The organism is Paenibacillus sp. FSL R10-2788, assembly GCF_038003885.1.
In the GTDB taxonomy this organism is placed as follows: Bacteria; Bacillota; Bacilli; order Paenibacillales; family Paenibacillaceae; genus Paenibacillus_AQ; species Paenibacillus_AQ odorifer.
Genome location: NZ_JBBOQA010000001.1, coordinates 241,123 through 257,526, shown reverse-complemented (window position 1 = coordinate 257,526; position 16,404 = coordinate 241,123). Strand labels below are relative to the sequence as shown.

Here is a 16,404-nt window from a genome sequence, read left to right as displayed (position 1 = left end):
ATCGATGCCCTCACGAGGATCATCGATACACTTTTAGTTAGAACAATAGAATTATGATGCTTGTCCAAGCATGCGATAGATGATAACCGCTGCTTGAGCGCGATTAGCTATACCCTTAGGTGCAAATTTCCCACCATCAACACCGTTGACGATTCCCAATTGAGTTAGCTGTGCGATAGCCTCTTGTGCATAAGGAGCAATACTGGATTTGTCTGCAAACTTACCCAATGCTGCATTTTTATCAATCGGCTGTAGTTTGTCTTTCAGTGCGTTAGCAACCATAATGGCCATTTCTTCACGAGTCACTTCACGACCCGGTTCAAATTTGCCATTTCCAGAGCCTTGTACAAGTCCAGCCTTCACCGCAAGGGCGATAGAATCCGTGTACCAAACTCCTTGTTTAACATCGTTGAACGAACTGGTTGTTGCTGAACCCGTAAGATTCAGTGCGCGTACCAGCATCGTAACGAACTCTGCTCTAGTCACTGTTTTGGTTGGCGCAAAAGTATTTGCATCCAGACCTTTCAGAATGCCCTTAGCAGCCAATGCTTCAATAGCTTCTTGCGCCCAAGCTACCTTACCCAGATCCTTGAAGTTTGCTGCTGGCGCAGTAGTTGGTGCAGGTGTTACCGTTGGTGCTGTTGATGGTGCTGGTGTTGCTGTTGGTTTCGCGGTTGGAGTAGGCGTTGGAGTTACACCGGTAGAACCGCCTCCACTGCCATTGCCCGATCCCGAATCAGCCTTTAATTTATTAATAATACGTCCTTCAATGGCCGCTTTAATCTCTTTGCCATTAAACGTTTTTACAATGTAGTCGTAGAATACGTCCAAATCAATAGGTCCAGCCAATGAATCACTAGCTTGAGTCAGAACCTTGTAGTTATCTCCACCCGCAGCCATAAAGTTATTTACTACTGCTGTATATTTCTGCGTAGGATTAATTGGTGTTCCATCAGTTAGTGTGAGGCTCGCAATACGATCAGCTACTGGCAGATACATATTCGCTGTATATTTCAGTCCGGAAATTTGCAGCGTTTTGATATCTGGTGTTCCATCAGCTTTTACATTCCATTGCTGTTGCAGCAATGTTTTGATTTGCGCTCCGGTTAGTGTCAGCTTCACAAGCGTGTTGCCGAATGGCTGAATTTTAGCCAGATCGCCGAAGGTTACAGGACCTTTCGGAAGGTCCGCACGGATACCGCCTGGATTCATAAAGGCGAAATCGGCAGCTTTTGCACCATCGCCGAAGTCAGCATTACGCATAGAGTCAGCAATCAGATTACCAAGTGCAGCCTCATTATTGTAAGCATCGGTACGAGTGATAGTTCCGTCCGTTGTACCCACTGGTTGAGTGAGCTCAGGATGCTTCTCAAGGTAAGCATTAACCAGTGCCACACTTTCCGGATCTGGTGTTACCCCATCATGGAAGGTGGAAGTTACCACAGCAGACTTGTCCTTCACATCACCTGTTTTAGGATCAATGATCAACTTGATATCCTCAAATGCTGTACCGTAAGAATAAGCTTGTACAATCAGCTTGCCGTTTACTGTTCCATTTGCAAGTGCATGGTTATCACCAGCAACGATAACATCAACAGGGGATTCCGCAGGAAGCGCATTGGCTAGATCAGCCGCTTCACCTGTAGTCACACCATCTTTGGTTGTTGCAGGATCATGTGCAAGCACGATAATCGTCTCAACACCTTTAGATTGAAGCTCCTTAGCGTATTTCTCCACAGCCGCCACTTCCTCATCAGGCGTGAGGAAATGCACGCCGGCCGTACCGGAAGGTGCTACCTTGCTTGGTGTGGATTTTGTTACAAGACCAATAAAGCCAATCTTCACACCGCCTACTTCTTTGATTACATAAGGTTTAATAATCGGCTCGCCAGTTTTGGCATCTACCGCATTCGCATTAACATAATCAAAATTGGTACCCTTGTGGGTAACATTGCTGTCCTTAGGGTCCACGCCGCCATAAAGCTGTGTCATCAATGCATCGACACCTTGGTCAAATTCATGGTTTCCTAGGGAGCCCACATCAAATCTCATCAAGTTCATCCACTCAATCGTCGGCTCATCGCGCTCAAGCGAAGATACTGGAGCAGATGCACCTACGGAATCTCCGTTATGGAAGAGTAGAGAATTATCGTATTTAGCCTGTGTTTCTTTCAGATAAGTCGCAAGAATAGCAGCTGTCCCCACATTCTTATTGTTGACGACAGACACCGTATCCAGTTGACCGTGGAAATCATTAATTCCAAGAAGGTGAACTTCTACGTCCTTAGCTGGTAGAGCCAATTTATAAATACTAAATCCCTTAACATCTTTTTCACCAATGTCCTTAATGTTGGCCGGCATAACTTTCGCCGCTTCTGGTGACGAAGTAAACGTGAGATTTACGTTATCCGAAAGTGGAGCCAAAGACCAGTTGCCATCCGCAGAAGGATCTATTGTACCTACTTCTTTGATGTAGTCCATAAGGATCTGGCGATTCTCATCCTGGGAATCGACTAGAATCTCCGAACCCTTCACACCTGGGAAATTCCCTCCGCCACTCGCACGGTAGTTGTTAGTCACAACAATGAAGTCTTGGTTAGGATCCAATGTTTTTCCTTTATACGTAATTTGCTTCACACGACTCGATGAAGCATCGTTTATAACACCGGTAGGAGTATATTTTGCAGGTTTGGTTACATCGATTGTGTACTTAATGCCATCAATAACATCGAAGTTATAAACAGCAAACTCCCCATTCAGCAAACTTTGTGGAGCTGTGCTGTCTACTTTGATAGTATTAAACGCACCCGCACTCATTTCAACCCATTCCTTAACAACAGAGCCTTTAACTTTAATGGCTTTCAGCGTGTTGTCATACAAATACAAGTCACTTGCACTACGAATAGTCAGTGGACCTTTCTCAATACTCGTGTACTCTGAAGGACCGTTACGTCCAGCCTTGAAAGGAGCACCTACGCTGAGAATTGGAAGATTTTTATACTGTGGAAGATTGGTATCAATATACTTCTCCACATACCACTTCTGGGCATTGGTAACAATCTGCACGGTAGGGTCGTCCTGAACCATTGCAAAATAGCTGTTCATCGGAGCGGTAGTAACACCTAGCTCTTGACCTGTATAGTCAATAGTAGCTTGGTGATCTGCTGCAACAGCAGCATCAACAGCAGCATCCGGTATAGCATTGGCTATGGAGCGGGTTGAGGCGATGGATTTATCTTTGTCCACTTCCCATTTGCCGCCTACTTCCACCAATTTGAGATCAATCAGACCCAAGTAACCCCCACCATAACCCGCTTGCACGGCTGGAGTCCCATTAATGTGGCCATAAACATTATCAACAACAGATTGAGCGTTATTATACGCCTGCCCTGTTAGGGGATCCTTGAAAGAAGCGTCAAGGGATTTATCATCAACTGTTGGGAACACTTTGTGAGTGTGTGAGAAGGTAATCGCATCAATACCGTCAACCTTACTTAAAAGATTGATAGCATTCTCTGCACCAGTACCCGCAACTGCGGTTGCATCGAAGCCGGTATGTGCCATTGCTACGATTACATCGACACCCTCACTCTTCATGATAGGAACATATTTTGCTGCTGTTTCAGCAATGTCCTTAGCAATGACTTTGCCTTCCAGATTAACCTTGTCCCATTCCATAATCTGCGGGGTCACAAGACCAAGCACACCGACTTTAATATCCCGGAGCTGGTTATCGCTATCCACTATTTTTTTATCAAGAATGACATAAGGTTCAAAAGCATTTACGTCATTATCTGGATTACCATCTTTATCATCAATATATATATTGGCATTTACATAGGGGAAGTCCGCACCACTCAATGGGTTATTAGCACTGCCCTTAATAGTCCGATTTAAGAATTCCAGCCCATAATTGAATTCATGATTACCAAAAGTCGCAACATCATATTCCATAATATTCATAGCCGCAATCATAGGGTGTAGCTTAGTCTCTGATTCTACTAAATTACTTTCATTCGCGATGTAAGTACCCAATGGCGTACCTTGAATCAAGTCCCCATTGTCGAGCAGAAGATTATTATCAGGATATTCGCTCCTAGCATAAGTAACCAACGTAGCTGTCCGATCAAGTCCTACAGTTGTAGAAGCCGCATTCTTAAAATAGTCCCAGCCGTAGACATTGGTGTGCACGTCCGTCGTGCTCATCAGCCGGAGTTTGGCTGTGGCTGCGGATGCTGCTTCAGCTTTATCTGTACCCCAAGCTGCACCCAAACCAATACCTCCAAACACCTGCAAAGAAAGCACTGCAGTTGCTAATACAGAAGCAATCGGCTTATTCCATCGTGTCTTCCATCCCATAATAATATTAGTCCTCCCTATCATTTTCACATAATTTCTGTGATATTATATCACACAAACATAACCAATTATCATATAATTGTAAAAATAATATAAAACAATGTTAAATATAATAACATAAGAAGAAAGACCTAGACTTATGAATCCGTTTTTATAGGTCAAGAGTCAATAGATGCAAAAAGAACACATCTTCACCAGATGTGTCCTAAAAACAATCCTATATAAAGTCTAGAAAAGTCGAATCTATATCCGGCACTACTTTTTACCCATTCATAGCAGTAATCCCAAAACAGATTGCAGTTATTAGAGATAAGGGTGTCATCACAAGTTTTTCTTTCATGCTCCTCGACAATAAGTTCATTATAGTATTAAGAATTAAATAGACTGCGAAAAAATAACATACCCTTCTATCAAAAGGTAATCCAATAGAGATCACATTACCTGCCTGCAATAAGTACAGGATGGCAATTAGCTGTATCACTACTGAAACTCCACACGCGACTCTCATTTGTGGAGGCATAATTCTATGCCTTCCTCCCATTGCAAATTCCCCATAAGGCAGTCCCAGAGACAGCAGTACATAAAGAATCACTGCTCCCAAATATTTTTTTATGATGAACCAGCACAAGCAACACAAAAATATCTGAGTAATATAGAAGTAAATAGACCAATGAGGTGATCCGCAAATGGCAAATACAACGAAGATTCGCAAACGTGCTGAACAGCTGAAAGGTAGACCCGTGTGTATTACGTTACATGATGGACGTACGTATATAGGATGGATAACCGGCCTCGATAAGAATGGACTGACCCTTTCCAAACCGCGTAAAAACAAACACAGAAAATCAAAAAAACACTCTTCTTCCCGCTCCCGGAAAGCAAGCGTATCAGGATTAATGCCCTTATTCGGCTCACTTTTCGGAATGGGTGGAGGCGCTCTAGGCTCCGCAGGAGCAGGGGCTTCCAGTTCTGGAGGCGGTGGATTTGGCGGATTTGGGGGAATCGGCAACTTTATTGGAATGGTACAAAAAACTATGCCGGTTATGAAGATGGGCTACAATATGATTAAATCTATTTCCCCCTTCCTTAACGGGCTAAAAGGATTAATGGGATAATCAAAAGACACCCCTCAAGGTGTCTTTTATTTTTGCTCATAATCTTATCAGGTTCTTTAACAATCTGCCTGCAGATCTTAACCGTGGACGTTTTAGATGCTCCTGTACATAACGATAATTCGTCAATTCAACCTTAGCATCACTGAGGGCATAGGTAAAATCATCATCAAAGGGTAACTTATACTCCCAAACGCGCTTACTCCAGTGCGGAATATTTGCTTGCATCCATGGATCGTCTATCCCGGGATGAATATAGGTCTCACTAACGCCATCCGGCAACGAATACAGCTTAGCAATAATAGATCTTTTAAAACTTTCATACGTCTCGCCTTCCTCTACACCAAAAGGATGCGACAGCAAATAGTCGGGAATCGGCACCCCAAACGTATCCGCCAGCCCTGCTCCAAGGGCAACTGGTCGTTCAATATTTTTCAGCGATGCCAAAAGCGGATCCTCAGCATGGATGTATCTGAAGAATCGTGAGGGCAATCCCCAGCGCGAAATTTTCCACAGCGTCTGCGGAAGCAAGCTGCGTCCTGTTTCCATTCCGTATAAACTACCCATGTGGTTGTCTACATGGCTAATCACTATTCCCGACTGTTTTACTCGCTCGTACTGCGCATCTATCTCCTTTAGTACAGCTTTCGTCTGCGCCCCCAGTTCGAACTCTTTTACCGTCCTATATTGATGTCCGCTCTCGTCGTGAAGAGAAACCTCTCCCGTCAGGCTTCCCCAGCGCAAAGCCTCAAATTCACTAGTCATCGTCAAGTGCAGTCCCACATTTCGTTGTTGCCTGCGACTACACCATGCAGCTGCCTCCTCAAACCCAGGGGCCACCGCCATAATCGTTGCTGAGGATACTTTTTCCTCTTCCAGCAGATGTTTAATCGCCTGATTCATGGGGGGACTTTGCCCAAAATCATCACAGTTGATGATTAATTTTTTGTTCATAGTCAGCCTCACCTCTCAAAGAGTCCATAAATGTAAATTTCATTGTGAAGGATATGACAACAGCTATGGCCAACAGACATAATGGCACCACACTTATTAAATACCTAAATGTCGCTTCAGGATTGGACCCTGGGTCATCGCCGCCTTGATAGCCAAAAATCATACCTACAATGAAAAAAGCCAACGCTGAGATTAACCCGCTTGAACGAGTGATGAATCCGCTTACAGCCGTATAGATCCCTTCTCTTCTCAGACCTGTTTTTTCCGCATCCTCATCAATAATCTTGCCACCTACTATTGCTGGGGTCACTAGAAATCCGGCTAATCCGAAACCGACAACTACGCCAGCAGCCACGCCACTTAAGAGGTCATAACCAAACCATAACGGAATTACCGATAATGCATATAAAATCAGCGATAACCGCCACGCCTTGACCCCGTCCATCTTACGAATCATCCAGTACCACACGAATACTAATGGAATGACCGAAACAAACACAGCTGCGAGTAAAATCGATACCTGAGCCTCTGAGATATGAAGTACATATTTTGCATAAAAAGGGATCATCGAGCTTACAAGTCCATTCACCGTTTGAGCAAAAGAGTTCGAAATATTAAACACCCAAAACTTTTTATTCCGAATGGTCTCCCGAAAGGCCGGAATCAACTTCAAGGGTTCCTGCTCGGTGGGCTCCTTCTTTTCTTGGACATTCATCATACATAAAAACATAAACACTCCAAAGAGACAGGCATACACTATAGCCATATTAGAGAAATTAATAGCTGCAAAAATAATTGGCGTTAAGGCAGTACCGATTAACAAAGCAACGACCTGATAGCCTTGCTGAATCGCGGAAGCTTTTGCCCGAATACGGTCTCCTCGGAAGAGCTCCGGGAGTAACGCTCCATAGTTCACCCACAACACAGTAGCGACTGCCTCATAGAAAATAAGTGTGACTAAAAACCAAGTGAACAATCCATTCTCAGATAATCCGCCGGGAGGGGAGAAAACCAGTACAAATGCCAGCATAAATAACGGAATTGAGCCAAATACCCATGGTCTGCGTCGACCTAAACGAGTCTCTGTGCGATCTGACCAATAACCAAATAACGGATTGTTTACCGCATCCCAGATCAGAAAGATTGTTCTGGCTAATGTAGCTAGTCCAATGCCCAATCCTAATTTTTCTACATAAAAGTAACTGTAAAATGAACTAAATGCCTGACTTGGAACCATCATCGCAAACATCCCTAAAGCAAAGGTGTACGGCGAATTGATCCATTTACGCTTCACTCACATACCTCCCATATGGAAAAGATCCGGTTGTAATATATTACCATACCAATGAGAGAACGCCATCAATTTTTTCCTTCGTAGAATCTACGGATAAAAAAAAGAGGCTCCGCAGACCATCAACAAATGGCTGCGGAGCTTTTTCACAACTAGACTATAAAACATCCTTCAGCTTGCTCCGGCTCTGAACATCCAGGGCTAGATAATCACGGATTTCGCATCTTTTCCCATTGATATCTGTAAGAATGATTCGCTTATGACTTGGATATTGCATATGCTCGTGCAGGTTCCGCATAACGATCCGGGTCTGGCCCAGATTCGTTTGCAGCTCCCAAATCCACATATCCGCTTTTTGCTTAATAGAATCAATGCGGGTTACAACCGGAAGAAAATACCGCAGCCGGAGCTCTGTGTCCACTTCCACGCGACTTTCTTCATCGAGCTGATCAATGTCACGAATGACTCCGATCTCCTCACTCTTGGAGTTACGAACTGAAATATACTCCGTGGTATATTGGAATGGAAATATACGAAAAAGAATTAATTCCTCATAGACCTGACCCTCCACTACTCCTTGAAACACGCCACCTTGACTGCGGCTAAAAGAGATTGCACCCGGTTCAAGAATGTTAATCTCATAGGGATCTTTAGGATTCAATTCCCCGTTAACAAGATTCGGATCACTCATGCATCTCAACCCCCTTAATCTGCGACATTTCCTTCTGTGCCTCAACTAGCTTGAAGTAAGCACCTTCTGCAGCAAGCAATTCCTCATGTGTACCCACTTCAATGATCTTACCGCGTTCAAGCACTACAAGCCGGTTCGCATTTCTTAGCGTGGATAATCGATGGGCAATCGCGAATGTCGTTCTGCCTTTTACCAGTCGCGAGATCGCTTCTTGAATTTGCCGCTCGGTCACTGTATCTACAGAAGCTGTTGCTTCATCTAGGATTAGAATTCGTGGATCGTGAATTATTGCTCGGGCAATAGACACTCGCTGCTTCTCTCCACCAGACAATTTATGTCCACGTTCCCCAACTCTTGTATCATAGCCATCCGGCAATTGAACGATAAAATCATGGGCGTTGGCGATTTTTGCAGCGCGCATGATTTCTAATTCCGTAGCGTCCGGTTTAGAATAGGCAATATTCTCAGCAATCGTTCCGTCGAATAGAAACGTCTCCTGCAGCACTACACCGATCTGACTACGCAGATCTGACTGGCTGATATTTCGGATGTCCACATCATCGATGGTAATGGTTCCCTCATCTGTGTCATAGAAGCGACAGATCATATTAATGAACGTCGACTTACCGGCACCTGAATGTCCGACCAGACCAATCATCTCGCCCGCACCCACTTTTAAATCCACGTTCTTGAGCACAGGATGATGTTTTTCGTATCCATAAGTAACCCGCTTAAACTCAACCTCACCATTTACGCGGCCGATGGCTGCTGGATTTACTGTATCAGGCACATCTGACGGAGTATCCATAATCTCAAAGACCCGATCTGCTGCTGAAATCGCATGGCTGGCCCAGTTGATCATTTGGCTCACCCACTGCAAAGGTCCGAGAAGCATCCCAAGGTAGGTCACCAAAGCAATTAGCGTACCGATGGATAATTGACCCTCCAGCACCGTTTTTCCGCCATAAAACCAAATTAATAACGTACCAACACCAGCAACCAACGCAAAAGCAGGAAACATCCCCTGCCATAAGCCTTCGATCCGAATATTATGCCGCACCAACTCCTTATTGGCGACCGTATAACGTGACATCTCTGTTGTTTCCTGGCCGAATGCTTTGACTACACGAATCCCCTGCAAAGAATCGCCAACCAAAGCGTTTAATCTAAAAATAGATCTCCACTGCTGGTACCAACGTCTGCCAATCATCGGCCATAACACGGTCGACAGCACCACCATAAGCGGCATAGGCAGCATAGCAAGCAGCGTTAGCTTCCAATCCATACTGAACATAATAGTGAAAATAGCGATTACCCGCAGCGATTCACCCGAGACCCAGATTACACCGTCAGTCATAAATTGCCGCATCGCCTCTGAATCATTATTCACCCGTCCAATAAATTGCGAAGATTGTCTTCGGTCGAAAAAAGATAAAGATAATTTCATCAAGGAATGATACACATCATGACGAAGATCACCCATGATTTTGGAACCAATCCATACCCCTATAAGTCCACGTACAGTCTGCATTAAAGTTATTACTAAGGACGTGGCTGCTAGCCCGATCACAATCCATAGAAGCGTCGAGCCCATATCCTTTTCTGTCAACACATTATCAACGATCATCTTCGTCAAAAATGGTGGAACAAGCTCTACCAATGTAGTAAAAATCAACATAATCGCCGCAGCGATCATTTGGATCTTATAAGGCTTAGCGTAACTCAACATCCGAAATAGAACCTTGCCGTTACTCTTGCACACCGGACAAGCTTGTGAATCTTCCGGCAGCGGATTGCGGCATTTTGGACAATTTCTTGGAAACTCTTTTTCAGAAGCGGTTGGCCGTTCCTCGCCTTTAGCTACAGCGCCAATTAATTTAGCAGCAAAACCAAATATAGAGGTAAGTGATGCTGTATAACGTATAAGTATAATAGGCCCCGCTTGGGTATCCACAAGCAACGAACCGCCGCCTACCCCGCCTACTACCCGGGCATCGGTAATATTCGAGACTAGAAGCTTTGAGACCAGTTTCCCGTCCGTCCCCCAAACGGAAACCTCCTTCTCAGTCAATACAAGCCACTGCTCACCGAATTGCCCATCTTTCATTAAATCAGATACAGAGTGAAATAAAGGTTGTTCTGCAAGCTGTATTTCTATAGACTTGGGAAGTTTATCAATAGATGTCATACATTTCTCCCCTTTCTTTACCCACCTATTTACTCACATATATTTACAGTGGTAAAGATGAAAAAATGATTATAATTGTTTTGTATGGTTACTTGAATCGAGTAGGAGGGGGCGGCTAGCCCCCGACCTCTCACACCACCGTACGTACCGTTCGATATACGGCGGTTCATGAAATATTCCGTAAGGAGTTGTATCTGTCCAATACACTCTTTAATCCATTGGCTTCCCAATATTGGTTATTCAATGCATGTTGTAGAATTGGACTCCCTGCAATTCGCCAATACCCTTTTCGGGTATTTCCCCACTCATAGGCTTTATCCTTAGGTACCCCTAAGGATATAAGTCTTTTGACTTTGGTTCTAGGGGTCTTCCACTGCTTCCAGAGGCACATTCGTAGCCTTCTTCGTATCCATTTATCCATATCTCGAAAGGTACTTGGGGTATCCGCCAGCGAGAAATAACCGCACCATCCCATGAGGTAGTGGTTTAGTTCCTTGATTCGCTCTTCCATCTTCATCGATCTCTTTCGAGAGGATATCTCCTGTATTCGAACCTTGACTCTCTGTAAGGACTGCTTCGCAATTCTCACCTTTGGTTCTTTGTCCACACTAAAACTAAATCCTAGAAACTTTCGTTTCCAGGGACGGTCTACCGCGCTCTTTACTTGGTTCACCTTCAGCTTTAGCCTCGTCTCGATGAATCGGGTGACCGTTGTCTTGACTCTCTCTCCTGCTCTTAGCGTTTTCACGTAAATATTGCAATCATCCGCATAACGAACGAAGCGGTGCCCACGTTTCTCGAGTTCTTTGTCGAGCTCATCTAGGACAATGTTAGATAATAACGGACTCAGTGGACCGCCTTGCGGGGCACCTTCCGTTGTCGGGGTTACTAACCCGTTCTCCATCACACCTGACTGAAGATATTTGCGGATAAGCAGGAGAACTTTCTTGTCCTCCACTTTCTCCGAAATCTTCATCATCAGTCGGTCATGGTTGACGCGATCAAAGAATTTCTCCAAGTCTAGGTCGACTACGAATCGATATCCTTCTTTCATAAAGGTTCGAGCTTTCCTCACCGCATCATGCCCTCGTCTTTTCGGACGGAATCCATAGCTATGGTCGGAAAACTCTGGATCAAACAATGGAGTTAACACCTGCGCGATTGCTTGTTGAATCATTCGATCTGTCACGGTAGGTATTCCTAGTAACCTAACACCTCCGCCACCGGGTTTCGGGATTTCGACTCGGCGCACGGGGCTCGGTTCATAGGTTCCTTCTTCTATGGCATGCCGCAAGGTCTGCCAGTTTTGTACGATGTGTTCTCGTAAGGATTTTACGGACATCCCATCTACGCCATGACTTCCTTTATTCGCTTCAACACGCTTTAAGGCTTGCAGAAGATTTTCCCGTGATAGCAGTTGCTCCAACATTTTTTTTAACCTCTCTTTACGTGATTTATACCTTCCATTTGTGCCAAAGATGAACTCCGCCCTGCTGAAGACCCCCACGGGATTCACCGTTTCCTTCTTCAGTCAGGTCCTTTCGGATTTTTTTCTGCATTCATCGCTCATCTTGAACGCCTGGATGTATAAATCCTATTCCATGTTCAGCCCTTCCGCAGCTGTTGCAACAGCTTGCGTACTATGGCGTCTGCTGACTTCTGTGCACTCAGCCTACTCTCACAAGTAGGGTTACGAAGTATACTCGCCTATCACACAGATCTCCCCAGGTAAGAACGCTATCTTCCTCTCCATCTATCTGCTTCATTTACTCTCGTACGCCTTTGGCAGTATGGACTTTGGTTTGTTGTACAACCTCATCCAGCCTACGTTAGCCTTGTATGAAGTTCGTATTCCTCAGACCGGAGATTTGCCGCTGGCTTCCTTCAGATTCCACCTCGCGGTGGACACCCTTGCCTTAAGCTAATGGCTACTACTGCCTTCGCCATTCGGGACTTCAACCCTATAGATAGCGCCCATGCTGGGCGCACACAAATAAAAAGACACCTCTAAAGGTGTCTTTTTGTATTACTTCCTATGGTACTGGCTATACGTTTATTTCAAAGCTTTCCATACCCAGTTCTCTACTTCTGGCAAATCAATACCCTCTTCACGAATGAATTGGTGATGTTTCTTAACGATAGCATCCATTTCATCTGCGATCGCTTTATAGTCGTTAGCATTAGGCAAGCTCAGAACAGCTTCCTTCGCCAAGTCAAAGCGGTCCATTTGATTCAATACGCGCATATCGAATGGTGTTGTGATATCGCCATTCTCGCGGTATCCGTGTACGTGCAGGTTATGGTTATGGCGATCAAAGAACAAGTCTTTAATCAGACCTTCATATCCGTGGAAAGCGAAGATAACTGGTTTATCTTTTGTGAAAAATTGATCAAACTCTTCGTCAGATAAGCCACGCGGATCTAATTTTTGACTTCTCAGTTTCAACAAGTCTACCACGTTGATATATCTAATCTTAAGGTTCGGCAGTTTTTCATGCAGGATAGAGATTGCAGCCAAGCTTTCGATAGTTGGTTCTGTACCTGCAGAAGCAAAGACAACATCAGGCTCTCCACCTTGATCGGTGCTTGCCCAGTCAATAATCTTCAGTCCTTTATCCACCAGCTCTTGTGCTTCATCCGCACTGAACCATTGTGGACGAGGATGTTTGGAAGAAACGATCAGGTTGATTTTTTGACGGTCATTTAAGACGGTGTCAAAGACAGCCAGCAAGGAGTTCGCATCAGCCGGCAAATACTCACGGATAAATTCTGGTTTTTTATCAGCCAAGTGACCTAGCAAACCTGGATCTTGGTGAGTGTAACCATTGTGGTCTTGTTGGAATACAGTTGAAGTTGCTACCACATTCAATGATGGAATATCCGCACGCCAGCTTTGATCTGTTGCTTTACGCAGCCATTTGAAATGCTGAGTAATCATCGAATCCACGACACGCAAGAAAGCTTCATAGCTTGCAAAGAAACCATGGCGACCTGTCAATACGTAACCTTCAAGCAAACCTTCTGCCTGATGTTCAGACAATTGGGAATCGATAACACGGCCATAAGAAGCTAGGAATTCATCATTCGGCTCAATCACTTGATCCAACCATTGACGTTTCGTCACTTCAAAGACAGGTCCCAGACGGTTGGACATTGTTTCATCCGGTCCGAAAATTCTGAAATTGCGGTTCTCTTCGTTCAGAGAGATAACATCTTTCATGTATTTACCCAGAACGGCCATATCTTGTGCTATTACTTCACCTGGTTTGGAATTATCAAGTGCGAACTTACGGAAATTGGGTAAGTTTAGATCTTTAATCTGGTTGCCAGCATTAGTAACTGGGTTCATTCCCATACGTCTGTCGCCAGTTGGCAGAATCTCGGCAAGTTCAGCGTTCAGACGACCATTGTCATCAAATAATTCTTCTGGTCTATAGCTGTTCATCCACTCCAATAACGCTGGAGCATGTTTCATATTCTTTTGATCCACTGGAATCGGCACCTGATGGGCACGGAACGAGTTCTCATTCGGAACACCATCCCATTGCTTTGGACCCGTCCAGCCCTTAGGAGAACGGAAGACCAACATTGGCCAAACCGGACGCGTAAGGTCATTGTTGTCACGTGCATTCTTTTGAATCGCTTCAATTCTTTCTACGATGGTATCAAGCACCTTAGCCATTTCTGGATGCATTAGATCAGGATTTTCGCCTTCAACGAAGAACGGTTCCCAACCCATACCTTTAAAGTATGCAGTAATTTCTTCTTTGGATTGACGAGACAGAATCGTCGGGTTACTGATTTTGAAACCATTTAAGTGCAAGATCGGCAGAACTGCACCATCAGTAACTGGATTGATGAACCGGTTGGAGAACCATGAAGCCGCTAATGGGCCAGTTTCAGCCTCTCCATCGCCAATAACAACAGCGGAGATTAAATCTGGATTATCCAGAATTGCACCTACACCGTGGGATAGAGAATAACCTAATTCGCCACCTTCGTGGATCGATCCAGGTGTTTCAGGGGCAGCATGGGAAGCAACTCCACCTGGGAAAGAGAATTGTTTGAACAATTTCTTCAGACCTGAGATATCTTGTGTAATTTCCGGATAAATTTCAGTATAGCTACCATCGAGATAGGAGTTCGAAACCATGACCTGACCGCCATGACCAGGACCCTCGATATAGAACATATTCAAATCATATTTAGTAATGACCCGATTCAAATGGGCATAAATAAAGTTCTGGCCGGGAATAGTTCCCCAGTGTCCAATTGGCTTAATCTTTACGTCTGCTTCTTTCAGCGGTTCTCTTAACAACGGATTATCTTTCAAATACAGTTGACCTACAGAGATGTAGTTAGTTGCGCGCCAGTATGCATCAAGCTTCTCTAAATAAGTTTTTGATGAGTAATCAACATCCATGGATAATACCATTTCTTCCACTCCCCAAAATTTTTTCTGTGTCTACATTGCCGTAATTTCTTCCACAAGTACATCATACCGCCGCCAAAAATTAATTCAACCTTTTCAACAAATGATACGGTCCAATTTTGTGAAAATATGAACATAGTATGAAAAACGGTGTCAATTGTCTGTAAAAATACGTCAATATTAATATATATGTAAAAATATGGGCTGTAGTTTGCGGGGATATTTGCTACTCGTCCTTCATCTATTTTGCGCAAAATAAAAAAAATAAGACCGAGAAAAATTCCCCAGTCTTACTTTTAATGAACGGACACAAAGGTATTAAATTTTAAGTATTTATAGTGGAAGCGCATATGGGAGAATTCAAAGGGTGTGCCATTATCTAAAAAGAAAATCCCTTCCATAATGCTTACTGGTTCATTCGCCTGCAAATGCAGCAGCTCTTGATCCGTAGCCTCAGAGGGTTCTGCGGATATCGATAAAAAGGATTTGGTTACCGCCAGGTTCCGTGAATCCTCCAAATAATTAAAGATAGATCCTTCAATAATAGTCTGATTTAAGTTCTGCACGATTTTGATTGGGATATAACCCGTTTCAATCATAAAGGGTTCATCATCAAAAAGACGCAAGCGAACGATTTTGTATACAAAATCATGTGGTCCTAAAAACAGATCCCGTTGCAGTTCTTCCGTTGGTGGAATGACCTCGAATTTCAGAACTTTAATCTTTGGCTTCTTCCCATTCATTTGAAAATTGTCGGTGACACCTAAATTAGAGCCTTCGTAGTTAAAAATAGATTCATTTTTTATGTATAAAGGATTTATAAATGTCCCTGAGCCACGCTTTTTAAAAATAATGCCGGCATTTGCCATTTTAGTCAGAGCACTTTTAATAGAACTACGACTCACTTGATAAGTTTCACTAAGCGTTCGTTCATCCGGTAATTTCATGTCGGGAAACTGCCCAGCAAAAATTTTCATTTTTAAGTCATCAATAATTTGTTTGTAGACAAACTGTGTCATGAAGTACTCCTTTTCAGGTCGATACAAGTTTTATTTCAATCTTTACTATAACATAATAACCAGACGTTTATAATCTATCCGGCCAGCTTATTTACGTCGGCGATTTGTCATGCGATTGTACATCACTAAACCGGCAATGACCATGCCCAGCGTCCCCATACTACTTGCTGATTCAGCCTGCATACCAAACAAAATACACAGGTTAGTGACCAAGCTTTTTGTAAGTACAGCAACAATAATTAACATCAACGGGCGCCAAATGTTGTATCTTCTCATCCAGGCAACACTCCTAATCCAATTTTCTCAAACTATCGATCGATTTCATCTATTATATCACAAGATGGTAACCGCATTCATT

Annotated in this window: 11 protein-coding genes; 2 read left to right on the top strand and 9 right to left on the bottom strand. The window is 43.8% G+C overall.

Features of this window, described 5'->3' with window-relative positions:
- Positions 1-51: 51 nt before the first annotated feature.
- Positions 52-4,359 (bottom strand): bifunctional 2',3'-cyclic-nucleotide 2'-phosphodiesterase/3'-nucleotidase, encoded by a 4,308-nt coding sequence (locus NSQ50_RS01205; protein WP_076147680.1) that lies wholly within the window; start codon positions 4,357-4,359, stop codon positions 52-54.
- 686 nt (positions 4,360-5,045) lie between these two features.
- Between NSQ50_RS01205 and NSQ50_RS01200 the strand changes: the two genes are divergently transcribed.
- Positions 5,046-5,474 (top strand): hypothetical protein, encoded by a 429-nt coding sequence (locus tag NSQ50_RS01200; RefSeq protein WP_076147682.1) that lies wholly within the window; start codon positions 5,046-5,048, stop codon positions 5,472-5,474.
- A gap of 36 nt (positions 5,475-5,510) precedes the next feature.
- Here NSQ50_RS01200 and NSQ50_RS01195 read toward each other — a convergent pair whose 3' ends face one another.
- The 5 genes from NSQ50_RS01195 to ltrA all read right to left on the bottom strand — a co-directional run bounded on the left by NSQ50_RS01195 (position 5,511) and on the right by ltrA (position 12,024).
- Positions 5,511-6,425: a polysaccharide deacetylase family protein gene (locus tag NSQ50_RS01195; RefSeq protein WP_076147684.1), complete on the bottom strand. Its 915-nt coding sequence runs from the start codon at positions 6,423-6,425 to the stop codon at positions 5,511-5,513.
- Positions 6,397-7,719 (bottom strand): MFS transporter, encoded by a 1,323-nt coding sequence (locus NSQ50_RS01190; protein ID WP_076141434.1) that lies wholly within the window; start codon positions 7,717-7,719, stop codon positions 6,397-6,399. Before NSQ50_RS01190 ends, NSQ50_RS01195 begins: the two co-directional genes overlap by 29 nt.
- Positions 7,720-7,873: 154 nt before the next feature.
- Entirely contained in the window at positions 7,874-8,407 is a 534-nt protein-coding gene (locus NSQ50_RS01185; protein WP_051491493.1) for a DUF1854 domain-containing protein, read from the bottom strand.
- A complete protein-coding gene (locus tag NSQ50_RS01180; protein ID WP_076224489.1) occupies positions 8,400-10,595 on the bottom strand; it encodes an ABC transporter ATP-binding protein in 2,196 nt (731 codons plus the stop codon). Before NSQ50_RS01180 ends, NSQ50_RS01185 begins: the two co-directional genes overlap by 8 nt.
- A 166-nt stretch (positions 10,596-10,761) precedes the next feature.
- Positions 10,762-12,024: a group II intron reverse transcriptase/maturase gene (gene ltrA, locus NSQ50_RS01175; RefSeq protein ID WP_036681916.1), complete on the bottom strand. Its 1,263-nt coding sequence runs from the start codon at positions 12,022-12,024 to the stop codon at positions 10,762-10,764.
- Positions 12,025-12,385: 361 nt separating this feature from the next.
- Between ltrA and NSQ50_RS01170 the strand changes: the two genes are divergently transcribed.
- Complete coding sequence (locus tag NSQ50_RS01170; RefSeq protein ID WP_340949247.1) at positions 12,386-12,520, top strand: hypothetical protein; 135 nt, start codon at positions 12,386-12,388, stop codon at positions 12,518-12,520.
- 128 nt (positions 12,521-12,648) lie between these two features.
- Here the strand turns inward: NSQ50_RS01170 and NSQ50_RS01165 are convergent, their stop codons facing one another.
- The 3 genes from NSQ50_RS01165 to NSQ50_RS01155 form a co-directional block, all read right to left on the bottom strand.
- Positions 12,649-15,030, bottom strand: a complete 2,382-nt coding sequence (locus tag NSQ50_RS01165; RefSeq protein ID WP_174890031.1) for a phosphoketolase family protein — start codon at positions 15,028-15,030, stop codon at positions 12,649-12,651.
- Positions 15,031-15,323: 293 nt separating this feature from the next.
- Complete coding sequence (locus NSQ50_RS01160) at positions 15,324-16,046, bottom strand: GntR family transcriptional regulator (protein WP_036687196.1); 723 nt, start codon at positions 16,044-16,046, stop codon at positions 15,324-15,326.
- Between the two features lie 87 nt (positions 16,047-16,133).
- Positions 16,134-16,322 (bottom strand): hypothetical protein, encoded by a 189-nt coding sequence (locus NSQ50_RS01155; RefSeq protein WP_036687195.1) that lies wholly within the window; start codon positions 16,320-16,322, stop codon positions 16,134-16,136.
- Between the last annotated feature and the right edge of the window lie 82 nt (positions 16,323-16,404).

Excerpts from the sequence above, each read along its gene's own strand:
- NSQ50_RS01205 (WP_076147680.1), bottom strand. The coding sequence starts at position 4,359 with ATGGGATGGAAGACACGATGGAATAAGCCGATTGCTTCTGTATTAGCA.
- NSQ50_RS01200 (WP_076147682.1), top strand. The coding sequence starts at position 5,046 with ATGGCAAATACAACGAAGATTCGCAAACGTGCTGAACAGCTGAAAGGT.
- NSQ50_RS01195 (WP_076147684.1), bottom strand. The coding sequence starts at position 6,425 with ATGAACAAAAAATTAATCATCAACTGTGATGATTTTGGGCAAAGTCCC.
- NSQ50_RS01185 (WP_051491493.1), bottom strand. The coding sequence starts at position 8,407 with ATGAGTGATCCGAATCTTGTTAACGGGGAATTGAATCCTAAAGATCCC.
- NSQ50_RS01180 (WP_076224489.1), bottom strand. The coding sequence starts at position 10,595 with ATGACATCTATTGATAAACTTCCCAAGTCTATAGAAATACAGCTTGCA.
- ltrA (WP_036681916.1), bottom strand. The coding sequence starts at position 12,024 with ATGTTGGAGCAACTGCTATCACGGGAAAATCTTCTGCAAGCCTTAAAG.
- NSQ50_RS01170 (WP_340949247.1), top strand. The coding sequence starts at position 12,386 with ATGGACTTTGGTTTGTTGTACAACCTCATCCAGCCTACGTTAGCCTTG.
- NSQ50_RS01165 (WP_174890031.1), bottom strand. The coding sequence starts at position 15,030 with ATGGTATTATCCATGGATGTTGATTACTCATCAAAAACTTATTTAGAG.
- NSQ50_RS01160 (WP_036687196.1), bottom strand. The coding sequence starts at position 16,046 with ATGACACAGTTTGTCTACAAACAAATTATTGATGACTTAAAAATGAAA.
- NSQ50_RS01155 (WP_036687195.1), bottom strand. The coding sequence starts at position 16,322 with ATGAGAAGATACAACATTTGGCGCCCGTTGATGTTAATTATTGTTGCT.